Source organism: Pseudomonas sp. GM49 (genome assembly GCF_000282355.1).
Taxonomy (GTDB): Bacteria; Pseudomonadota; Gammaproteobacteria; order Pseudomonadales; family Pseudomonadaceae; genus Aquipseudomonas.
On record NZ_AKJL01000163.1, the window covers coordinates 32512 to 53402 of the forward strand.

A 20891-nucleotide genomic window follows, 5' to 3' on the forward strand; every position below is an offset into this window, starting at 1 on the left:
AAGCTAGCACACAGACGTGGAAATATCCGCCTCTAGCTACCCATTTGGTCAGCTTTATTGTGCTAAAACCGTAAAAAACTGCATAAGCGCCGTCGGTCGCCCGACAATTGCCCTTCGCACCGCGCCAAAACCAGTGGTTGCGGTACACTGAGCGCTTTTTCGGGGGAGCACGCCCTCCTCTCTTCATTCAGCCGAGAAGCCCATGCCGATCCGTCATTGCATCGTCCACCTGATCGACAAAAAACCCGACGGCACACCCGCAGTTCTCCACGCTCGTGACTCTGAACTGGCTGAGTCCGCGGCCATCGAGAACATGCTCGCCGACCTCAACGAAAGCTATAACGCCAAACAGGGCAAAGCCTGGGGCCTGTTTCATCCCGAGTCCGGGGCCTTTCCATTCAGCGGCTGGCTGAAGGAATACTTCGAGGGTGGCAAGGACTTCACGGCGTTCAGCCGAGTGGCGGTGGAGCATCTGCAAAAGCTGATGGAAGAGTCCAACCTCTCGGTCGGTGGCCACGTACTGTTCGCGCACTACCAGCAAGGCATGACCGATTACCTGGCCATCGCCCTGCTGCACCACAGCGAAGGCGTCGCGGTGACCGATCAACTGGACGTGACCCCTTCCCGTCACCTGGATTTGGGCCAGTTGCACCTCGCGGCGCGGATCAACGTGTCCGAGTGGCAGAACAACAAGCAGTCCAAGCAGTACATTTCGTTCATCAAAGGCAAGAACGGCAAAAAGGTTTCGGAGTATTTCCGCGACTTCATCGGCTGCCAGGAGGGCGTCGACGGCCCAGGTGAAACCCGCACCCTGCTCAAGGCCTTCAGTGATTTCGTCGAAAGCGAAGACCTGCCGGAAGACGACGCCCGCGAGAAGACCAAGACCCTGGTGGATTACGCCAGCAGCCAGGCCAAACTTGGTGAGCCGATGGGCCTGGAAGAGTTGTCGGGCCTGATCGACGAAGAACGCCCGAAAGCTTTCTACGACCACATCCGCAACAAGGACTATGGCCTCTCGCCGGAAATCCCGGCTGATAAACGCACCCTGAACCAGTTCCGCCGATTCACTGGCCGCGCCGAAGGCCTGTCGATCAGTTTCGAAGCGCACCTGTTGGGTTCGAAGATCGAGTACGACGAAGAAGCCGGCACGTTGATTATCAAGGGCCTGCCCACTTCGCTCACCGATCAGCTGAAGCGTCGCAACTGATGCTCGGCGGCGTACTGAAAAAATGCCTGCTGATCCTGCTGGTGGTCGTGGTTTATCAGAACTGGGGCAAGATCGAGCGGGTGTTCAATCCATCGCAAGTGGTGTCTGCGCAGACGCAGGCCCAGGCCGACGTCGTGCTCTACGCCACCGAATGGTGTGGCTACTGCAAGCTGACCCGGCGCTTTCTCGATCAGAAAGGTATTCCGTACAAGGAATTCGATATCGAGAAAGATGCCGTCGCGCGCAAGGACTATGAAGCCTTGGGTGGCGCAGGAATTCCGATCATCGATGTAAACGGAACCCTGATTCGCGGGTATGACCCGGATGCGATTCTGGCTGCGTTGAATTAACTGTGGGAGCGAGCTTGCTCGCGATGAGGCCAACGCAGCCAACAATCTTGTTGAATGTCAGTCCGCCATCGCGAGCAAGCTCGCTCCCACAAGGTTTTTTTCAGCAGGCTTCGATCCGGAAACCTAACCGCGGGAAGTGCACATGCACCACACCGCCGCGCTCGTCCTCTCGCCGTACAATCAGCTCTTCGCGGCCGGCAAACAACAACTCCCCCGCCACCGGATCAACGCCGTAGTCCGTGGCTGCGATCACCACCTGCTGCCCCGCCGTGAATCCATTCGGATCGACGAATTGCTCATCGGGCAATGCCGCTGGCGTGGACGTGCGCGCCACCTCCAGCGCCTCCTCGGACGTCATCTCGCTGGATGCACCGTGACCGAAGCCCAGCACTCGCGCATGCCACGCACTGACCGCCGGATAAGCATCGACCAGCGGTGCAGTGACCGGCGTGGCCTTGAGGAACCACAGTGAGTGCGCCAGGGCAAAGTCGGCAATCGACGGTTCACCGAACAGGAAATCACCCTCTTCGCGCTGCAACTGCAACTCCAGGCGCGACATGAACGTTGGCCACTGATGTTTGGCCTGCTCGGTGGACAGTTTTGTCGCGCTACCACCACTGAACAAACCGGCACGGTCGGCCAGAAACGCCTTGATCGCTTCCGGCGACAGATTGCCAAAGCGCACCGCTATCGATTCCGGCTGGAACACCAGGCTGACCGCATGCTGGAACACCACCGAATCGGCCCAAGCTGCAAACGACGCGGCGATCATTTCCTGACCTTCCGGGAAAAACGCCGGCAAGGCTTTTTCCTGTTCCAGTCGCCGGGCAATCAATGCCGTGTCGCAATAAATATCTGCACCGATCTGCAACACCGGTGTCTTGCGGTAGCCACCGGTCAGCGCCGTGAGATCCGGTTTTGGCATCACTGGTGAAATCTTCACCGAGCGCCAGGACAAGCCCTTGAAGCCCAGCAGCAGGCGGGCCTTCTCGGCAAAGGGGGACGTCGGGTAATGATGCAGAATCAACTCGGACATGCTCGGCTCCGCCGCAAGGATCAGGAGCCAGCAGCTTAGCGCGCAATCACTTGGCAGCCTACAGATCTGCCTGATGGGAACCGATCAGTCAGAGTGATAAGTCTGAGGTGGCGTTCGCTGCGTTCGCCACCAGGCATTCCTTGGCGCTCTTCTTGAGTTTTTTGATCAGCCGTTCCTGACGCAACGCATCGCTTTTGTCGCGACAGCGTTCTGTGTAGACCAGAGCCATGGCAGGGCTGGAGAGAAAGAATCGTGCGCCCTTGCCGCTTTGATGCTTGGCGAAGCGGCGCACGGGATCATCGCTGATCCCGCAGTAGAGCGAACCGTTGGCCGCGCGAACGAGGTAGACGAACCAGGTTTTGCTCGCGGGTGTTTCGGCGTCAATCGGGCTTTCGCTGAGGGTGGTCACGTAACGATCAGGGCTTGAAGGAAAACAAGCCGCGATCTTATCAGCGACTGGCCTGGAATGCCTTCAGGCCCTTCAATGCCTGTGCGCGAACGGCGTTGCGCACCAGCGGCGTCCAGCCCAGCAACAGGCCTTTGAAACCCAACGCCTGACGCGACCAGGTCCATAGATCGAAACTGTCGTGATGTTCGCAAATCTTGCCGTCACGGAAGATGAAACGCGCCTGGATATCGTTGACCACGGTGTTGCCGGTCTGGCTGAACAGATAGGTCGCGACCCAATGGGCACCGCCGGTGCGCTCGTCGGCGTGAACATGATCGAAGGTCAGGGAAAAGTCCTTGGCCCGAGTGGTCAGCATGCGCCACATGTCACTGGCATCACGACCGCGAAGCTCACCGAACGCCGGGTCGCTGAACACCACATCATCGGTGTAGCAGGAAGCCATGGCTTCGGCATCCAGGCGCTGGAAAGCCTGGTAGAAACGGGTGATCAAGGCGCTATGGGCTTCACTCAATTGCGGGCTCCCCTGGATTTACATAATGGCTGCGAAAGATTGCCTGCACGATAGTCTGCAAATGCATCGAACACTATCGGCATTCATGACGAAAATAGCGCAATGACTATTCCCGTCATTTCAGTACGACATTCCGCTGTCCCGGGCGTAGGAAAAAAGATCAACGTCCGTGGAAATACCCAGCCGGTGCATGGCCATGTTCTTTTGTTTGCTGATGGTCGACACGCTGCGTTTGAAGTGACTGGCGATTTCACTCACGGTCATGCCACTGGCGAGCATTCGGACCACTTCATGTTCCTTGGCTGACAGTGGCGACTCGTGAATCTGACTGCGGGTATTGACCAGCAACGTGCGCAGGGACTCGCTGAGGTAGCGGCGCCCTTCCTCCACCGCATTGATTGCCAACGGCAACTCCGTCGCCGATGCGGTTTTGGCAACGATGGCCTTCACCCCTTGAGCCAATGCAGCCCTTGCCGTCGCCACACTGGTAAACATCGTCACCAGAATAATCGGCAAGGCCGGGTAATGGCGTTGAATCGTACTCAACATTTTCAAGCCATCGGCCTGCTGTCCTCCCGGCATGGAGAAGTCAGTGATCAGCAGGTCGCAGGATGTGCTTGATAGCAGACTCATCAGGCTGTCGGCACTGTCGGCCTCGCCGACGATCACGCATCGTCGGCTAGCGTTGATGAGTATGCGCAGCCCGACACGAACGACGGAATGGTCGTCAGCAATTACGACTCGCATTGTGGGATACCTCCTGCTTATGGCGCGAAGGCGCGGAAAATAGCGCCGTTCTTACCCCTTCTACAACGCCCCGAAAAAACCTCCAACGTCGCACCCTCAATGAATTCAATGGGCTAACTCTTTGCCCATCTAACAAACAGATGGTTCCTACATTGCAGCGCGATGACGACTACGCGGGAGGACTACAACCAAAGGACTCCCCCGTTAGAAAACGCTACGTAGTCCGCAACACTCTTTCATACACGCCTCTCTCTCTTTTCGTATTTGTTGCATTCCTCCCGCCTTACCTGCTCGCTAAGTTGTGGCCCGCCAAGCAGTCCTTCGTACCCGTACAGAACTGCGCTCACTCAGTGCCTGACCATCGAATACATGAACAAGACGCCAATGACCTTGCTCACGCAATCCCTGCGGTGCCTGTATTTCGAGCCAAGCCAACGGTCTTTTATCCGGGAACTTCAATGAGAGACTTCAAGACAATGTTTTTGCAGCAGGTGCGCCGCTTGACCCATACGGGCATCGGTGCCTGCGTTCTGTTATGGACCGCACAGGTCCACGCCGACGGCATGGTGCCCGATACCTCCGTGGTCATCGTCAATGAGGCCAATGGGGAAACCGCTGTATCAGTGACCAACACCGACGCCACCCTGGCACTGCTACACGTCACCATCGAAGACATTCCCGAAGACACCGAGCCACTGGTGTTCGTGACGCCACCCTTGGCACGCGTTGAAGCCGCCAAGACGCAGTTGGTGCGCTTCATCCTGCAATCAGAAAAACCCCTGCTCACCCAGCGTTTGAAGCGGGTGATTTTTGAAGGCATCCCCCAAGGCAAATCTGCTCCCGAAGCCGGGCATGCCCGCGTGGGTGTGACGGTGCGCCAGAACCTGCCGATCATCCTTCACCCCGCAGGCCTGGCGCCCAACCGCACACCGTGGACCGACCTGAAATGGTCGCTGCTGGATGGTCAACTGACCGTACGCAACGAAACACCTTATGTCGTACGCCTGGCTCAGGCGGTACAACTGCTGCCTTCCGGGGGCGGTGCAACGCTACCGCGAACCTATGTGCTGCCTGGTGAGCACATCAGTGTTTCGGTACCGGCAAAGGCTGCCACCCAGGTTCGAATTCATCCCGCGACCGTCTATGGCTTTGCCGTGCCTCCCTATGACGCACCGCTCACGCCCCAGAGCTGACACCACCGATAGCGCCGCACAGGGAAGAGCAGACGCAGACATTTCAACGTGACGGCCTGTTTTGCCGTCGCTACATGCGTAACGGAAGCCGTAGCGGATTAAGCCGGCGCCCAGACATAACCCAAGTGAACCTCATGAACACCGTATTGAAATACCGTGATGGCGAAGCCATGCCTGCGATTCGGTCGGCCAGCACGTCCCCTTATCTGTCGCGGGTTCGGACCGGCATGGTGCTACTGCTGAGCAACGTGCTGATAGGGCTCGAAGCCAATGCCGAAGATCTCAATGCTGCTGCGTTGCTGACCTCCTTTGACCAGAAAATGCTGAGTCAACGCGGTATCGACCCCAGTCTCGCCACCCTGCTGCTGACTGCTCCGAGCTTCACCGCTGGCCGACATCCGATCACCCTCACGGTCAATGGTCTGCGCCGTGGCCGAGTGGACGTCACATTCAATCGGGAAGGCGACTTGTGCTTTGACCGTGCCCTGCTCGATGCGGCAAACCTGACCGTGCCTTCAATTCCGGTCAACGACAAAGGCTGTTTCGATGTGCTCGCCACCTGGCCGCAGTCCCGAATCGAACAGGATCCAGCCAACCTCGGACTGTCATTGATAGTGCCCACCCAGGCGATACGTCCGACAGTCCGGGATATCTCGGGTTATCAAACCGGAGGCATCGCCGGGTTACTCAACTACGACGTCAACAGCCTTCACAGCCAATACGGCAATCAATCGAACCGCTACCTCTCAGCCAATACCGAAGTCGGTTTCAATGCCGGAGACTGGATTGTGCGCAGTCGTCAGGTGCAGACCTGGCAGAACGATGTGTCCCGCACCACTCACCTGGCGGCTTACACCCAGCGCACCTTTGCCAGCCATGAGACGGTGCTTCAAGCGGGTCAGGTCAATCTCTACAACCCGGTACTGGCCGGCGCGCAGATCACCGGCGTGCAAGTCATGACCGAGCAGGCCCTGCAGGTGGAAGGCCAAAGCACTCCCATCGAAGGGATTGCCCAGAGCCAGGCTCAGGTCGAAATTCGGCAGAACGGTTCGCTGATCCACTCGACAGTGGTGCCGGCCGGACCGTTTTCCCTGAGTAACGTACGTCGACTCAACAGTCGCTCCGATGTTGAAGTCACCGTCAAGGAAGCGGATGGCAGCGAGCAACGCTTCACGGTACCCGTCGCCATGCTCGGTGTTGGCCTGCCGGCTCCCGGCTTTTCGTTGGCCGCCGGCCAGGTACGCAGTCTCGGCGCGGCACAAAGCGCCGAACCATGGGTGATCAGCGGCGGCTGGAGTGGAGCACTCAATCCGAATGTCCTGCTCAGCACCGGCGCCACAGGCGCCGCCGACTACCGTGCTGCGGGCACAGGCCTGAGCTTGCTGCCAGGGTCCGGCACGCAGATCCAGACCACCCTGCAAATGGCCGACACCAGCACCCGCCAAGCCGACAGAGGGCTTCAGGCCGACCTGAATATTTCGCAACGTTTGGGTGAACAGTGGTCGATCAATGCCGCAACTTCGCACCGGACCTTTGGTTATCGCGAACTGTCGGAGGCGGTGATTGACACTCGATCGGAACGTAGCCAGTCGCGTTACCGCGATCAGCAAAGCTTGTCACTGGCCTGGTCAACTCCCGGGCTTGGCGCGTTCAGCAGTGGCTTCAGCCGCTCAACGACATTCGATGGGCAAAGCAGCAGCCGCGCCCTCGCGTCCTGGGGCACCAACATCAGAGGCGTGTCCATCTCGGCCACAGCGCAAAGGCAAGTCAGCGGTACACAGCGCAGCGATGACAGCGTTTACCTGAGCCTCAGTATTCCTCTAGGTGAAAACCGCCGGGCGCGCACCTGGGTGCGCAGTTCCGCTGGCGATTACCGCAGCGGTGTCGGCCTGAACGAGCAGGTCAACGATCAGTTGGGTTACCGGGTCGGCGTTGAGTACGACACACGAGACAAGCAAGTGCAGTCCTCGGCGGGGGTTTCCCTGCTGCCGCGTTACAGCCAATTGGACTTGAACTACACCCGCTCCGATGCCGAACGCTCCAGCTACCAGGTTGGCGCGCGTGGCGGCATGGTGCTGCACGGCGACGGCTTGACGTTATCGCCATACCCCGTACGGGACACCTTCGCGCTGCTCTCGGTAGGTGATGCTAGTGCCATCAAAGTCTCGACCCCCAGCGGTCCGGTCTGGACCGATTGGCAAGGTCGAGCCGTGGTTCCCCAGCTGGCCGCCTATGGTCGCAGCCCGATAGAAGTCGACACCCGCTCGCTGCCGCGCAACCTCGATATCAACAACGGACTGGCCGTGGTTTCCGCGGGGCGCGGGGCCGTCGACAAGGTCGAATTCGGTATCACGCTGACCCGTCGTGCCTTGCTCAAAGTCACCACGGACAACGGTGCCCCTCTGCCCCGTGGCGCGACGGTAAGCACCGCAAACGGTGAGTTCGTCACGCTCGCTCAAGAAGGTGGACTGGTGTTTCTGCCCAACGTCCTCGACAACCGCGAGCTGTGGATAACCGCACCGGGGCTGGAGCGCTGCGAACTGCGCTTCGAACTGCCGGCCAAGGCCAATACCCAGGTGTATTACGAGACCGCCGCCGCCCAGTGCCGGACTCTTTAAGGATGACCTTATGAAGCAGCGCCCCCATTTGTTGTTAACACTCGCCATGCTGATGTTGAGCGCACTGACGCCTCAGGCCTGGGCGTTCGCCGATGAATGCCAGCTCACCCTGAGTCAGCCGGTAGTCGATTACGGTTTGACGAATCGGGCCATACGCGCCGATGCCTCAGCAGAGCGAACCTTGGGCGAGCGCCGCTTGAGCCTGAACCTGAGCTGCACCCAACCCACCGACATGACCCTGTTCTACCGCGCCATGGCCGCGACCGCCGAGCGCTTTCGCTTTGCCGAACGCGGCAGCTATGCGGTGCGTATGGGTGACGCCGTACTCGATGGGCAACCTGTGAGTCTGGGCCTGATTTCCGCCGTCGGCCAGGTACCTGACGAAACCGCTTCGAGTCTGCTTTGGCGACCTCGGCAGGCCATCGTTCCGGTTCGGGGCGGTGTCGCGGTGCAAGGGCAAAATCTTTCGGCGCAACTGGAACTGTCAGCCTGGGCGCAGGAAAAAGCGTTGCAGGTACGTGACGCCGTTGTCTGGGAAACCACCGGCCTGTTGGATGCGGTCGCTACGGGACGCTCAAGGGAGATAACCCTGCGCGCCAGTTTCGCGCCTGCCGCATGCAACGTGGAACTGTCCAATGGCGGTCTGGTGGATTTCGGCCGGCTATCGAAAAACGACCTCAACCCCGACAAAAGCACCCGACTGCCGCCCAGGGATTTAACCCTGCGGGTTGGTTGCGACGCCCCGACACAGTTTGCCCTGGTCATGCATGACAACCGCTCAGGCTCGGCGACGGCCGACAGCGAGATTTACTACGGGCTGGGTCTGGATCACCGCAGCAACAAAATCGGCCTGTATTCACTCAACGTCAATCCCGCCAACGCCAGCGCCGACAGCTTTGCCCGCGTGTATCGAACCGACTCCACCACCCTGGGCGTGGCCTGGAGCACCTCCAGTTCGAACCCCATACCGATCGCCCAGAAAAGCTACCTGGGCTTTACCGACAGCGCCGCCAGCACCGCTGGGCCGGCCTCGATCCAGAACCTCACAACCACGGTTACGGTCGATGCCGTCATTGCCCCCACCGTGAGCCTGGACCTGAGCACCGCCGTTCACCTCGACGGCTCAGGGACCATCGAAATTCTTTATCCGTAACACCCACCCTGCCTTGTTGCAACCGAGGCGCACTCAAGCGCACCTGGCCATTCAAGGTCAACAACGAAAGAAAGGAAGTTTCATCCATGAAAAAGTACCTCGCAGCACTTGCTACAACAGCCGTGATCAGCACCGCCCCTCAGGCCTTCGCGTTGGACGATACCCTGACGGTCAGAGGCCTCATCACGCCTGTCGCTTGCACGCCGACCTTCTCTGGCGGCGGTGTCATTGATCTCGGCAGGATCTCGTCAGGAGACCTCAATGAGGAGGAGAACACTCTGGTTGGCAGTCATCCGCTTACTTTGACCGTGAACTGCAATGCAGCTGCTACATTCTCCATCAATCCAATCGACAATAATCCCGGTACGGCACTTGATGGTTGGTTTGGCCTTGGCCTGACCGATGACGGGAAAAAGCTGGGATTCTTTTACCCAGAAATTCTGCGAGCCACAGCCGATGCATCCGCGGCTGACCCTATCGAATCAAACGACAGCGGAACCACATGGGCGAAAGCGGACTCTGCTCAACCGGGATATTGGCTGTCCGTTGCCAATACTGGCGATACCGATCCGATCGAAGCACAGGTTGTCACCATGGACTTTAAGGTTGAGACATATATTGCCGCCACCCGCGAGCTGGACCTGACCAACGATGTCAACATTGATGGCTCCGCGACGTTCGAAATTGTTTACTAATTAGAGCCAAGGCGCTGAACCGTTCGTTGCCTGAATGAACGAACGGTTCAGCACCCATACCTTCTTCTCGAAAAGGAATTTACCGATGAAGCGTATCCCTACAACCCTGGCAGCAGTGTTGCTGGTGAGCGCGGCGACTTGCGCCCTTGCGGCGTCTACCGAAGGCCTGACAGTCAACGGCATCATCACTCCGGTCGCCTGCACCCCGACTTTCTCCAACAACGGTCTTGTCGACTACGGAAAAATCTCCCGGCAGGACCTGAGCGTCGATAATCGGACACAACTGCGTGACAAATCCCTCGACCTCAACATCAGCTGCACGGCACCTGCCCGTTTCGCCTTGATCATGCGCGACAACCGGGAAGGCTCGGCCATCGTCAACAGTGAGATCTTTTACGGCCTGAAGTTCGACCGCAGCGGCAACAAGATCGGTCTGTATTCACTGAACTTCGATCCCGCCAGAACCGTAGTGGACGCACTGGCTCAAGTGTATCGAACCGACTCCACCACTGGGGGGCGGGCGTGGAGCACCTCCAGGTCCAACCCCATACCGATCGGCGCCAAAGGCTATCTGGGCTTCACTGATGTGGCGGGCAGCACCGCAGGTCCTGTCGCGATTCAGAACCTGAGCAGTCGGGTCACGCTTGTCACGGTCATTGCACCCACCTCAACGCTCGACCTGACTGACGATGCAACACTCGATGGCTCGGCGACTCTGGAGGTTGTCTATTTGTAGACGCTCCATTGCATTTAAGTTTTCTCACTGCTGACCTGCACATACAGCGCCCGCCCGGCCCCGAGACCGGCGATGATCGCCCCCAGGCCGATGACGCCGAAGATCCAGCCCACGGCTGTCCAGCCGCCGGTCCAGTCATGCACGATACCGACCGCGAACGGCCCCATGGACGCCAGGGTGTAACCAAAACCCTGGGCCATGCTCGACAGGTTCGCCGCCACATGGGAATCCCGCGAGCGCAGCACAATCAGGGTCAACGCCAGGCTGAAGGTGGCGCCCTGCCCCAGCCCCAGCACAATTGCCCAGCCCCACAAGCCTTCGATCGGTGCATACAGGCAACCGAACAGACCGCCGAGGGTCAGTGCCATCACGATCACAATCGCCAGGCGCTGATCCTTGCCGCGTGTAGCCAGCCATGGCGCGGCGAGGGAGCTGACCAGTTGCACGATCACCGACCCCGACAACACCAGCCCGGCCTGGGTCGGTGTCAGACCGCGCCCGATCAGAATCGACGGCAACCAGCCGAACACGATGTAGGCCAGGGACGATTGCAGCCCCATGTACAAGGTCACCTGCCAGGCCAGCGGATCGCGCAGCAATCCCCGAACGCGATAGGCGACGTTGTGCGCGCCGTGTTTTTGGCCGACTTGCGGCAGCCAGAACAGCGCCGCCACTAATGCCGGAATAACCCAGATACCGAGACCCAGCGCCCAGCTCTTGTCGAAATGCTCGCTGAGCGGCACCGTTGCACCCGCCGCCATCGCCGCGCCCAGGCATAGAGCCATGGTGTAGACGCCGGTCATGGTTCCGGCCTGTTTCGGGAAATCACGTTTGACGATGCCTGGCAGCAACACACCGATCACGCCGATGCTGGCACCGGCCAGCACACTGCCGGCAAACAGGCCGATCTCACCGAACGAACTGCGCAGGATGATCCCGCCAGCGAGTGTCAGCAGAATGCTCAACACCACCCGCTCGGCACCAAAGCGGCGGGCCAGTACCGGCGCCAACGGCGCAAACAGGCCAAGACACAACACCGGCAACGTCGTCAGCAAACCGGCCTGCGATGCCGACAAACCAAGGGACTTCGAGACCTCGCTGAGCATCGGCGCCATGCTCGACAGCGCCGGGCGCAGGTTCAAAGCCACCAGAATCAGTCCCAGCAGCAACAGCCATGGACGGCGCAGGACCGGGTGAGTTTGCTGGACCTGTTCATCATCGGCCTCGGCGTCGATCAACAGCTCTTCAAGCTCCGCCGTGCGTTTGGACAGTGAAAGGTGATGGGTGGTCAGGCTGTTCTCGGTTTCACGGTTCATTGATCAACTGCCTCGACAGGGCTTTGGCACGCTCCGGGTCGCGTTGTTCGACGGCATCGAGCAACTCGATGTGCAGGTCGAACACTTCCTGGCGGCGCGGGACGATGTTCAGGGTCTGGCGCAACTGCGCGCCGACGATGCTGGAGAAATAGCGATACAACTCGCTGAGTGTCGGGTTGTGCGCGGCGTCCACCAGCCGGCGGTGGAACACCAGATCGCAGGCGATGTAGGTATCGAGATCGCCATGGTAGTGACTGCCACTGACACCCAGCGCCTCGCGCAACGCCACCAGGTCTTCATCGGTGCGGCGCATGGCTGCCAGCCCGATGGCCTCGACTTCGAGGATGCGCCGGGTTTCCCGGGCCTGCTCGAGGGAGCAACGGGACAGCGCCTTCAAGGTATCGAGCGGATCGACCACCGCCCGCAAGTAACTGCCGTCGCCCTGACGGATCTCGATCAGCCCGGAAAACGCCAACACCCGCATGGCTTCGCGCACGGTGTTGCGGCTGATGCCCAGCTCGGCGGACAACTCAGGCTCGGTGGGTAAACGCTGGCCCACGACCCACACGCCTTGGTTGATGCGCAAGCGCAGTTGGTCCAGAGCCTGATCGACCAGGGATCGTTTCACTAATGGAGAAATTTCTGACATGGAATTCGCCCTTTCATCCAATCATAGGATGAATTTTCTGACATGTTAGTCAACATATTCCAGAACGGCAACAGCCCCCTGTAGGAGCGAGCTTGCTCGCGATGGAATCGAGAACGCCGCGGGGTATCAGGCACCCAGCGTTATCGTTGACGTCCATCGTCGGAACGCCGTCCGGAGCAAGCTCGCTCCTACAGGCAAAAAAAACCCGGAACATGTCCGGGTTTATTTCACTGCCTGGATTCGATCAATGCAGGATCTGACTCAGGAACAGCTTGGTGCGTTCGTTCTGCGGGTGGTCGAAGAAGTCGTTCGGCGCGGCCTGCTCGACGATTTCGCCCTTGTCCATGAAGATCACGCGGTTGGCCACGGTGCGGGCGAAGCCCATTTCGTGGGTCACGCAGAGCATGGTCATGCCGTCTTCGGCCAGGCCGATCATGGTGTCCAGTACCTCTTTCACCATCTCCGGGTCGAGTGCCGACGTCGGTTCGTCGAACAGCATGATTTTCGGCTTCATGCACAGCGCGCGGGCGATCGCCACACGCTGTTGCTGACCGCCGGACAGTTGCCCCGGGAACTTATGCGCCTGCTCCGGAATGCGTACGCGTTCCAGGTAATGCATGGCAATTTCCTCGGCCTTGCGCTTGGGCATCTTGCGCACCCACATCGGCGCCAGCGTGCAGTTCTGCAAAATGGTCAGGTGCGGGAACAGGTTGAAGTGCTGGAACACCATGCCGACTTCACGACGGATCGCCTCGATCTGCTTGAGGTCGTTGGTCAGTTCCACGCCGTCGACCACGATGCGGCCCTGCTGGTGTTCTTCCAGACGGTTGAGGCAGCGGATAGTGGTGGACTTGCCGGAACCCGAAGGGCCGCACAGCACGATTCGCTCGCCCTGCCTGACGTTGAGGTTGATGTCCTTGAGTACGTGAAACTGGCCGTACCACTTGTTCACGCCCTGCATCTGAATAATGCCTTCAGGGCTCACAGGTTGTTTGATTGCTTCGCTCATCACAAAACTTCCTAAATTAGGTAGCGACTTAGCGCTTGTGGCCAGTGTCGAGCTTGCGTTCCAGATGCATGGAATAGCGCGACATACCAAAACAGAAAATCCAGAACACCAGGGCGGCGAACACATAGCCTTCAGTGGCCATGCCCAGCCATTTCGGGTCAGCGGCGGCTTGCTTGACACTGTTGAGCAGGTCGAACAGGCCGATGATGATCACAAGGCTCGTGTCCTTGAACAGCGCGATGAAGGTGTTAACGATGCCGGGGATCACCAGCTTCAGGGCTTGCGGCAGAATCACCAGGCCCATGCTGCGCCAGTAGCCCAGCCCCATCGCTGACGCCGCTTCGTACTGACCTTTGGGAATCGCTTGCAGGCCACCGCGCACCACTTCAGCCACGTAGGCCGACTGGAACAGGATCACACCGATCAGTGCCCGCAGCAGCTTGTCGAAGTTCATGCCTTCAGGCAGGAACAACGGCAGCATCACCGAGGACATGAACAGCACCGTAATCAACGGCACGCCGCGCCAGAACTCGATGAAGGTCACGCAGACCACCCGAATCGCCGGCAGGTTCGAACGACGGCCCAGGGCCAGGACAATCCCCAGCGGCAGCGCACCGGCAATGCCGACGGTGGCGATAACCAGGGTCAGCATCAGGCCGCCCCACTGGCTGGTCGCCACGTTGGTCAGGCCGAAAATGCCGCCATGCAACAGGAAGTAGGCAATGATCGGGTACAACACCAGGAAGCCCAGCCCGTGTACCGCTTTATGGTGAAAGCGCGAGATGAACAACGGTGCCACGCCGACGATCGCCAGCCACACGGTCATGTCCACGCGCCAGCGCAGTTCCGGCGGGTAGTACCCGTACATGAACTGGCCAAAACGCTGCTGGATGAACACCCAGCAAGCTCCGTCCTTGGTGCAGTCGGCGCGGGTCGTGCCCACCCAGTTGGCGTCGAGGATGGCCCACTGCAGGATCGGCGGTACCACCAGGTAGATGAGGTAGAACGCAAACAGGGTCAGCAGGGTGTTGAGCCAGCTGGAGAACATGTTCGCGCGCATCCACGCCACCACACCGATGCTGCGGCCCGGTGGAGGCATGTCAGGTTTGAAAGTATGAGTACTCATGCGCTATTCCTTACCGCTCGATCAGCGCAATGCGCTTGTTGTACCAGTTCATCAGCAGGGAAATGCTGATACTGATCGCCAGGTACACACTCATGGTGATGGCAATCACCTCGATCGCCTGACCGGTCTGGTTGAGCACGGTGCCGGCGAACAGCGAGACCATTTCCGGATACCCGATACCGGCCGCCAGCGAGGAGTTCTTCGCCAGGTTCAGGTATTGGCTGGTCAGCGGTGGAATGATCACGCGCAGGGCTTGCGGGATGATCACCTTGCGCAGGGTCGGACCGTTGCGCAGGCCAAGGGAATGCGCCGCCTCGGTCTGGCCATGGCTGACAGACTTGATGCCCGAACGCACGATCTCGGCGATGAACGCCGCGGTGTAAACGGTCAGGGCCAGTGTCAGCGCCAGCAGTTCCGGGATCAGTACCCAGCCGCCGATGAAGTTGAAGCCTTGCAGCTTCGGCATTTCCCAATGCAGCGGTGCACCGAAGATCAGCGCGCACAAGGCCGGGATCACCAGGAACAGCGCCAGGCCGACCCAGAACTTGTGGAACGGCACACCGGTTTCTTCGAAGCGCTTGGTGGCCCAGCGGCTCATCAGCACGATGGCAACGATCGCCACCACGATGCTGACTACAAACGGCCAGAAGCCGTCCGCCATCAACGCCGCCGGCATGTTCAGGCCACGGCTGCTGACGAAGAAGGTATCGCCGAAATTATGGCTGTTGCGCGGCCCCGGCATGGTCAGGAACACCGCGAAGTACCAGAACAGGATCTGCAGCAGCGGCGGGATGTTGCGGAAGACTTCCACGTACACCGTCGCCAGCTTGGCAATGATCCAGTTCTTCGACAGTCGTGCCACACCGACGATGAACCCCAGGATCGTCGCCAGGATCACGCCGATGAAGGTCACCAGCAAGGTATTGAGCAGGCCGATGACAAACACCCGGGCGTAAGTGTCCGCTTCGGTGTAGTCGATCAGGTGCTGGGCGATACCGAAACCGGCACTGCGCTCAAGAAAGTCGAAACCGGAGGTAATGCCCCGGTGCTGAAGGTTGGTTTGCGTGTTGTCGAACAGAAACCAGCCTAACGAGACCACCCCGATAATCGTGATGATCTGGAATACCCAAGCACGCACGCGTGGATCGCTGAGGCTGAGCCTCTGCTTTGGTGCGCCGATTGAATTTTGCATGAAGTGCCCCGGAAATAATGGAACAGAACATCACCCGGCGGTTGGCCCACCGGGTGATAGAACCATCAGCGCACTGGTGGTGCGTATTGAATGCCGCCAGCGTTCCACAGAGCGTTCAGCCCGCGGTCGATTTCCAGCGGAGTGCTCTTGCCGAGGTTTTTCTCGAACACTTCGCCGTAGTTGCCGACTTGTTTGACGATCTGCACGACCCAGTCTTTCTTCACTTTCAGGTCTTTGCCGTATTCACCGTCAGTGCCGAGCAGACGGGCAACGTCAGGGTTCTTGGTGCCCTTGGCTTCGGCTTCGACGTTCTTCGAAGTGATGCCGGCTTCTTCAGCGTTGAGCATGGCGTAGCCAGTCCAGCGCACGATGGCCAGCCACTCGTCGTCGCCATTACGCACGACCGGGCCCAGAGGTTCCTTGGAAATGGTTTCCGGCAGAACCACGTAGTCCTTCGGCGAAGCCAGCTTGCTGCGCTGGGCGAACAGCTGGGATTTGTCGGAGGTCAGTACGTCGCAACGACCGGATTCCAGCGACTTGGCGCTCTCGTCGGAGGTGTCGAAGGTGATCGGGGTGTATTTCAGGCCGTTGCCGCGGAAGTAGTCGGAAACGTTCAGCTCGGTAGTGGTACCGGCCTGGATGCAGATGGTCGCGCCGTCCAGCTCTTTAGCGCTTTTCACGCCCAGCTTGTTGTTTACCAGGAAGCCGATGCCGTCGTAGTAAGTGATGAAGCCCGGGAATTTCAGGCCCATGCCCGCGTCGCGGGAGCTGGTCATGGTGGTGTTGCGCGACAGAATGTCGATTTCGCCGGATTGCAGCGCGGTGAAGCGCTCCTTGGCGTTCAACTGGCTGAACTTGACCTTGGTCGCGTCGCCGAAGACCGCAGACGCTACAGCACGGCAATAGTCAGCATCGATACCTACGATCTTGCCGGTGGAATCCGGAACCGAGAAGCCTGGCAGACCATCGCTGACGCCACACTGCACGAAACCTTTCTTCATCACTGCATCCAGGGTTGCGCCCGCCTGGGCAAACCCGCTGACACCGAGTACCGCGGCTGCAGTCACGATAGCCAGGGTGGATTTCAACATCTTCATTCAAACCTCCAGTTTTGCTCTTGTTGTGTCGGAGCGTGAGTCCTGTCGCACCCTTTTGAGGCGTAGTCGACCCGTGTTGGCTTGTTTTGGGGTCAACCGACGTAAGACGTTAGCTATGAGTCTAGTAGGAGAAAATCCACGTCATGGAAAACTCACTCTCACCAGTCGGCCGAACGGGCGGTAGCCCTTTCACGTTCGCGAAGCCCCGTAGCGGCCCTTGGCGAACATCCATCACCGGATTCATTGCTATCCCACAGTCGGCAGTACACTGATAGTGTTACCGCCGGGCATGAGATGTGTTGCACCGTTTCTCCATAGCAAAGCCCGTACCACACCGCCTACTAAAGCGGTTCAGCAGCAGGTCAATAGCAAAACTTGTACCCTTGCGACATCTTCTTAACGGATCAACCCGACGCGCACTTGGATCACGCACTTAATGAGCGCGCACGCACAACATTGGAGCAGCCATGACCAACCCCCTGATTCTTGAACCTGTCAAGACCGCAGACGCCTGCGTCATCTGGCTGCATGGCCTGGGCGCCGACCGCTATGACTTCTTGCCGGTGGCCGAAGCGCTTCAGGAAAGCCTGCTGAGCACCCGCTTCGTTTTGCCCCAGGCACCGAGCCGCGCCGTGACCATCAATGGCGGTTACGAGATGCCGAGCTGGTACGACATATTGGCCATGAGCCCGGCGCGCGCGATCAATCGCGAACAACTCGAAGAGTCGGCCAACTGGATTATCGAACTGGTTGAAACGCAGCGCGCCAGCGGAATAGACGCCTCGCGGATTTTCCTGGCAGGTTTTTCCCAGGGCGGTGCCGTGGTGTTCCACACCGCGTTTCTGAAATGGCAGGGACCACTGGGTGGCATCGTTGCCCTTTCTACTTATGCACCAACCTTCGGCAATGAACTGGAACTGTCCGCCAGCCAGCAGCGCATACCGGTACTGTCGATGCACGGCCAATATGACGATGTGGTGCAAAACTCGATGGGACGCAGCGCCTACGAGCATTTGAAGCAGCGTGGTGTCACCGTGACATGGCAGGAGTACCCAATGGGTCACGAAGTGTTACCCGAAGAAATTCGCGACATCGGCACATGGCTCGCCGAGCGCTTGCGTTAAGCATTCCTGTTTAAAAGCGCCCTTTGATCCATCCCACTACGCCGCGCCTGATTCTTGCATTACACTGGCCGGCGTACATTCCTTAACCAATTGATGAGATGACCGTGCTCAAAGCACTCAAGAAAATGTTCGGTAAAAGCGAGACTGAGCAACTCGCGCCAGTTCCCAGCCCTGCGTCTCACGCTCCCGGCCACCGCACCGACGGTAATCAGTCTGAACGGGCCGCCACCACCGCGGCACCCAAGCATGAGCCAAAGACCGCAAAAGCTGCCCAGCCTGCGGCGATAACAGCCCCGGAGCAGCCGCTCAGCGAAACGCCGAAACCCGCCAAACCGCGTCGCGAACCCAAGCCCAAGGCGCCGGTGATCCCATGGAAACTCGAAGACTTCGTCGTCGAACCCCAGGAAGGCAAAACCCGCTTCCACGACTTCAAACTCGCCCCTGAACTGATGCACGCCATCCAGGACCTGGGCTTCCCGTATTGCACGCCGATCCAGGCCCAGGTGCTGGGCTTCACCCTCGCGGGCAAAGACGCCATCGGCCGCGCCCAGACCGGTACCGGCAAGACCGCTGCGTTCCTGATCTCGATCATCACCCAGTTGCTGCAAACCCCGCCGCCGAAAGAGCGCTACATGGGTGAGCCACGGGCACTGATCATCGCGCCGACCCGCGAACTGGTGGTGCAGATCGCCAAGGACGCCGCCGACCTGACCAAGTACACCGGCCTCAACGTCATGACGTTCGTCGGTGGCATGGACTTCGACAAGCAGCTCAAGCACCTCGAAGCCCGCCACTGCGACATCCTCGTGGCCACGCCGGGCCGCCTGCTGGACTTCAACCAGCGCGGCGACGTGCATCTGGACATGGTCGAAGTGATGGTGCTGGACGAAGCCGACCGCATGCTCGACATGGGCTTCATCCCGCAAGTGCGCCAGATCATTCGCCAGACGCCGCCGAAGTCCGAGCGTCAAACGCTGCTGTTCTCCGCGACCTTCACCGAAGATGTGATGAACCTGGCCAAGCAATGGACCACCGACCCGTCGATCGTCGAGATCGAGTCGCAGAACGTGGCCAGCGAAAACGTCGAGCAGCACATCTACGCGGTGGCCGGTGCCGACAAATACAAACTGCTCTACAACCTGGTCAACGACAATGGTTGGGAGCGGGTCATCGTCTTCGCCAACCGCAAGGATGAAGTGCGACGCATCGAAGAACGCCTGGTGCGCGACGGCATCAACGCCGCGCAACTGTCCGGCGACGTGCCACAACACAAGCGCATCAAGACCCTGGAAGGTTTCCGCGAAGGCAAGATTCGTGTCCTGGTCGCCACCGACGTGGCCGGTCGCGGTATCCACATCGACGGCATCAGCCACGTGATCAACTTCACCCTGCCGGAAGTGCCGGACGACTACGTGCACCGCATCGGGCGTACCGGGCGTGCCGGTGCCGACGGCGTGTCCATCAGCTTTGCCGGTGAAGACGACTCCTACCAGCTACCGTCCATCGAAGAACTGCTGGGCCGCAAGATCAGCTGTGAAACGCCACCGACACATCTGTTGCGAGCGATTGAGCGCAAGCGTCCGCACTGAGTGACGTTGCAAGAACAAGCGCAGCCGGAAACGGACTGCGCTTTTTTTTCGTCCGGCTTTTTTCAACAGGTGCTTGCTCACGACAACTAAAAGTCCATAATAGACAAATTAGTTTACTTCCAGCTCCGGAGCCGATCATGTCCAGTACGCCGCAAGTGATTACCCAAGCCCAGGCTCGCGAGCTACTGGCGCAGGTCGATGTGCCGCAGATCCTGCGCAAACTGTTCCGTGACCTGGCCGCCGGGCAAGCCGTACAACCGGCGCAGCAACTGGTGGAGTTTCCACAGGGCGCCGGCGACTTCATCAACTACCTGGGCGTGCTGGCCGAAGACGGCGTGTACGGGATCAAAACGTCGCCGTACATCGTCCGTGAACAGGGACCGTTGGTGACAGCGTGGACACTGTTGATGTCGATGCAAACCGGCCAACCGCTGCTGCTTTGCGATGCAGGCGAACTGACCACGGCACGCACCGCTGCGACCACAGCGGTGGCCGTCGATGCCCTCGCGCCGCTAACAGCCAATCGCCTGGCCATCATCGGCAGCGGCAAAGTGGCCCAGGCGCACCTGCATTACGTGAAAGGCCTGCGCGACTGGCAGAGCATCTGCCTGTACTCGCCGAGCCTGAGCGAAGATGCCGAGACCGTGAGCCTGCTGAAAAACATCGAGCCACGCCTGAACATCGTCGACAGTCGCGAAACCGCCGTTCAGGACGCCGACGTGATCATGCTCTGCACTTCGTCCGCCGGTCCGGTGATCGATCCGTCGAGCTTGCGCAAACCGGCGCTGATCACCTCCATCAGCACCAACGCGCCGCGCGCCCACGAAGTGCCGCCGCAGTGCCTCAACGACATGCAGGTGTACTGCGACTATCGCCTGACCACCCCGGGCTCGGCCGGTGAAATGCTGATCGCCGCCGAGCAGCACGGTTGGGACAGGAGCGCGATTGTCGGCGACCTGCCCGACCTGCTCAGCGAAAAAGTCCAGCGCCCGGATTACGATCGCCACGTGTTTTTCCGCTCGATTGGCCTGGGCCTGGAAGACATTGCGCTGGCCAATGCGATCTACCACCTCACGCACTGACACCAACAGTCACTTGTGGGAGCGAGCTTTTGTGGCGAGGGGGCTTGCCCCC

General features: G+C 59.5%; 20 protein-coding genes. 10 read left to right on the forward strand and 10 right to left on the reverse strand.

Annotation, left to right across the window (positions count from 1 at the left end):
• Nucleotides 1-202: 202 nt before the first annotated feature.
• Complete coding sequence (yejK, locus tag PMI29_RS13855; RefSeq protein ID WP_007998551.1) at nucleotides 203-1207, forward strand: nucleoid-associated protein YejK; 1005 nt, start codon at nucleotides 203-205, stop codon at nucleotides 1205-1207.
• Nucleotides 1207-1557 (forward strand): glutaredoxin family protein, encoded by a 351-nt coding sequence (locus tag PMI29_RS13850; protein ID WP_007998553.1) that lies wholly within the window; start codon nucleotides 1207-1209, stop codon nucleotides 1555-1557. Before yejK ends, PMI29_RS13850 begins: the two co-directional genes overlap by 1 nt.
• Before the next feature lie 100 nt (nucleotides 1558-1657).
• On the opposite strand, the gene PMI29_RS13845 is transcribed toward PMI29_RS13850, so the two are convergent.
• The 4 genes from PMI29_RS13845 to PMI29_RS13830 form a co-directional block, all read right to left on the reverse strand.
• Nucleotides 1658-2593: a glutathione S-transferase family protein gene (locus tag PMI29_RS13845; protein WP_007998556.1), complete on the reverse strand. Its 936-nt coding sequence runs from the start codon at nucleotides 2591-2593 to the stop codon at nucleotides 1658-1660.
• Between the two features lie 88 nt (nucleotides 2594-2681).
• Complete coding sequence (locus PMI29_RS13840; RefSeq protein WP_007998557.1) at nucleotides 2682-3002, reverse strand: GIY-YIG nuclease family protein; 321 nt, start codon at nucleotides 3000-3002, stop codon at nucleotides 2682-2684.
• 40 nt (nucleotides 3003-3042) lie between these two features.
• Nucleotides 3043-3513: a nuclear transport factor 2 family protein gene (locus PMI29_RS13835; RefSeq protein WP_007998559.1), complete on the reverse strand. Its 471-nt coding sequence runs from the start codon at nucleotides 3511-3513 to the stop codon at nucleotides 3043-3045.
• Nucleotides 3514-3633: 120 nt separating this feature from the next.
• Nucleotides 3634-4260 (reverse strand): response regulator, encoded by a 627-nt coding sequence (locus PMI29_RS13830; RefSeq protein WP_007998561.1) that lies wholly within the window; start codon nucleotides 4258-4260, stop codon nucleotides 3634-3636.
• Between the two features lie 458 nt (nucleotides 4261-4718).
• Here PMI29_RS13830 and PMI29_RS13825 point away from each other — a divergent pair, with 458 nt between their 5' ends.
• From PMI29_RS13825 to PMI29_RS13805, 5 genes are all read left to right on the forward strand, one after another.
• On the forward strand, nucleotides 4719-5453 hold the full coding sequence (locus PMI29_RS13825; protein WP_007998563.1) for a fimbria/pilus chaperone family protein: 735 nt from the start codon (nucleotides 4719-4721) through the stop codon (nucleotides 5451-5453).
• Between the two features lie 134 nt (nucleotides 5454-5587).
• Entirely contained in the window at nucleotides 5588-8071 is a 2484-nt protein-coding gene (locus tag PMI29_RS13820; protein ID WP_007998566.1) for a fimbria/pilus outer membrane usher protein, read from the forward strand.
• A 10-nt stretch (nucleotides 8072-8081) separates the two neighbouring features.
• The gene (locus PMI29_RS13815; protein ID WP_007998568.1) at nucleotides 8082-9224 is read left to right on the forward strand and encodes a DUF1120 domain-containing protein; all 1143 of its coding nucleotides are present in this window, start codon (nucleotides 8082-8084) and stop codon (nucleotides 9222-9224) included.
• Nucleotides 9225-9310: 86 nt separating this feature from the next.
• Complete coding sequence (locus tag PMI29_RS13810) at nucleotides 9311-9919, forward strand: DUF1120 domain-containing protein (RefSeq protein ID WP_007998570.1); 609 nt, start codon at nucleotides 9311-9313, stop codon at nucleotides 9917-9919.
• Nucleotides 9920-10004: 85 nt separating this feature from the next.
• A complete protein-coding gene (locus PMI29_RS13805; protein ID WP_007998572.1) occupies nucleotides 10005-10655 on the forward strand; it encodes a DUF1120 domain-containing protein in 651 nt (216 codons plus the stop codon).
• Between the two features lie 14 nt (nucleotides 10656-10669).
• Here PMI29_RS13805 and PMI29_RS13800 read toward each other — a convergent pair whose 3' ends face one another.
• The 6 genes from PMI29_RS13800 to PMI29_RS13775 form a co-directional block, all read right to left on the reverse strand.
• Nucleotides 10670-11971, reverse strand: coding sequence for a CynX/NimT family MFS transporter (locus PMI29_RS13800; protein WP_007998574.1), 1302 nt, complete (start codon nucleotides 11969-11971; stop codon nucleotides 10670-10672).
• The gene (locus PMI29_RS13795) at nucleotides 11961-12620 is read right to left on the reverse strand and encodes a FadR/GntR family transcriptional regulator (protein ID WP_007998576.1); all 660 of its coding nucleotides are present in this window, start codon (nucleotides 12618-12620) and stop codon (nucleotides 11961-11963) included. Before PMI29_RS13795 ends, PMI29_RS13800 begins: the two co-directional genes overlap by 11 nt.
• A gap of 244 nt (nucleotides 12621-12864) precedes the next feature.
• Nucleotides 12865-13629: an amino acid ABC transporter ATP-binding protein gene (locus PMI29_RS13790; RefSeq protein WP_007998578.1), complete on the reverse strand. Its 765-nt coding sequence runs from the start codon at nucleotides 13627-13629 to the stop codon at nucleotides 12865-12867.
• Nucleotides 13630-13657: 28 nt separating this feature from the next.
• The gene (locus tag PMI29_RS13785; protein WP_007998580.1) at nucleotides 13658-14755 is read right to left on the reverse strand and encodes an amino acid ABC transporter permease; all 1098 of its coding nucleotides are present in this window, start codon (nucleotides 14753-14755) and stop codon (nucleotides 13658-13660) included.
• Between the two features lie 10 nt (nucleotides 14756-14765).
• Nucleotides 14766-15947, reverse strand: a complete 1182-nt coding sequence (locus PMI29_RS13780) for an amino acid ABC transporter permease (protein ID WP_007998582.1) — start codon at nucleotides 15945-15947, stop codon at nucleotides 14766-14768.
• Between the two features lie 65 nt (nucleotides 15948-16012).
• Nucleotides 16013-17044 (reverse strand): amino acid ABC transporter substrate-binding protein, encoded by a 1032-nt coding sequence (locus tag PMI29_RS13775; protein WP_007998584.1) that lies wholly within the window; start codon nucleotides 17042-17044, stop codon nucleotides 16013-16015.
• A gap of 467 nt (nucleotides 17045-17511) precedes the next feature.
• Between PMI29_RS13775 and PMI29_RS13770 the strand changes: the two genes are divergently transcribed.
• The 3 genes from PMI29_RS13770 (at nucleotide 17512) to PMI29_RS13760 (ending at nucleotide 20839) form a co-directional block, all read left to right on the forward strand.
• Entirely contained in the window at nucleotides 17512-18168 is a 657-nt protein-coding gene (locus tag PMI29_RS13770; RefSeq protein WP_007998587.1) for an alpha/beta hydrolase, read from the forward strand.
• A gap of 98 nt (nucleotides 18169-18266) precedes the next feature.
• Entirely contained in the window at nucleotides 18267-19757 is a 1491-nt protein-coding gene (gene rhlB / locus PMI29_RS13765) for an ATP-dependent RNA helicase RhlB (protein ID WP_007998588.1), read from the forward strand.
• 137 nt (nucleotides 19758-19894) lie between these two features.
• Entirely contained in the window at nucleotides 19895-20839 is a 945-nt protein-coding gene (locus PMI29_RS13760; RefSeq protein ID WP_007998590.1) for an ornithine cyclodeaminase family protein, read from the forward strand.
• Nucleotides 20840-20891: the final 52 nt, after the last annotated feature.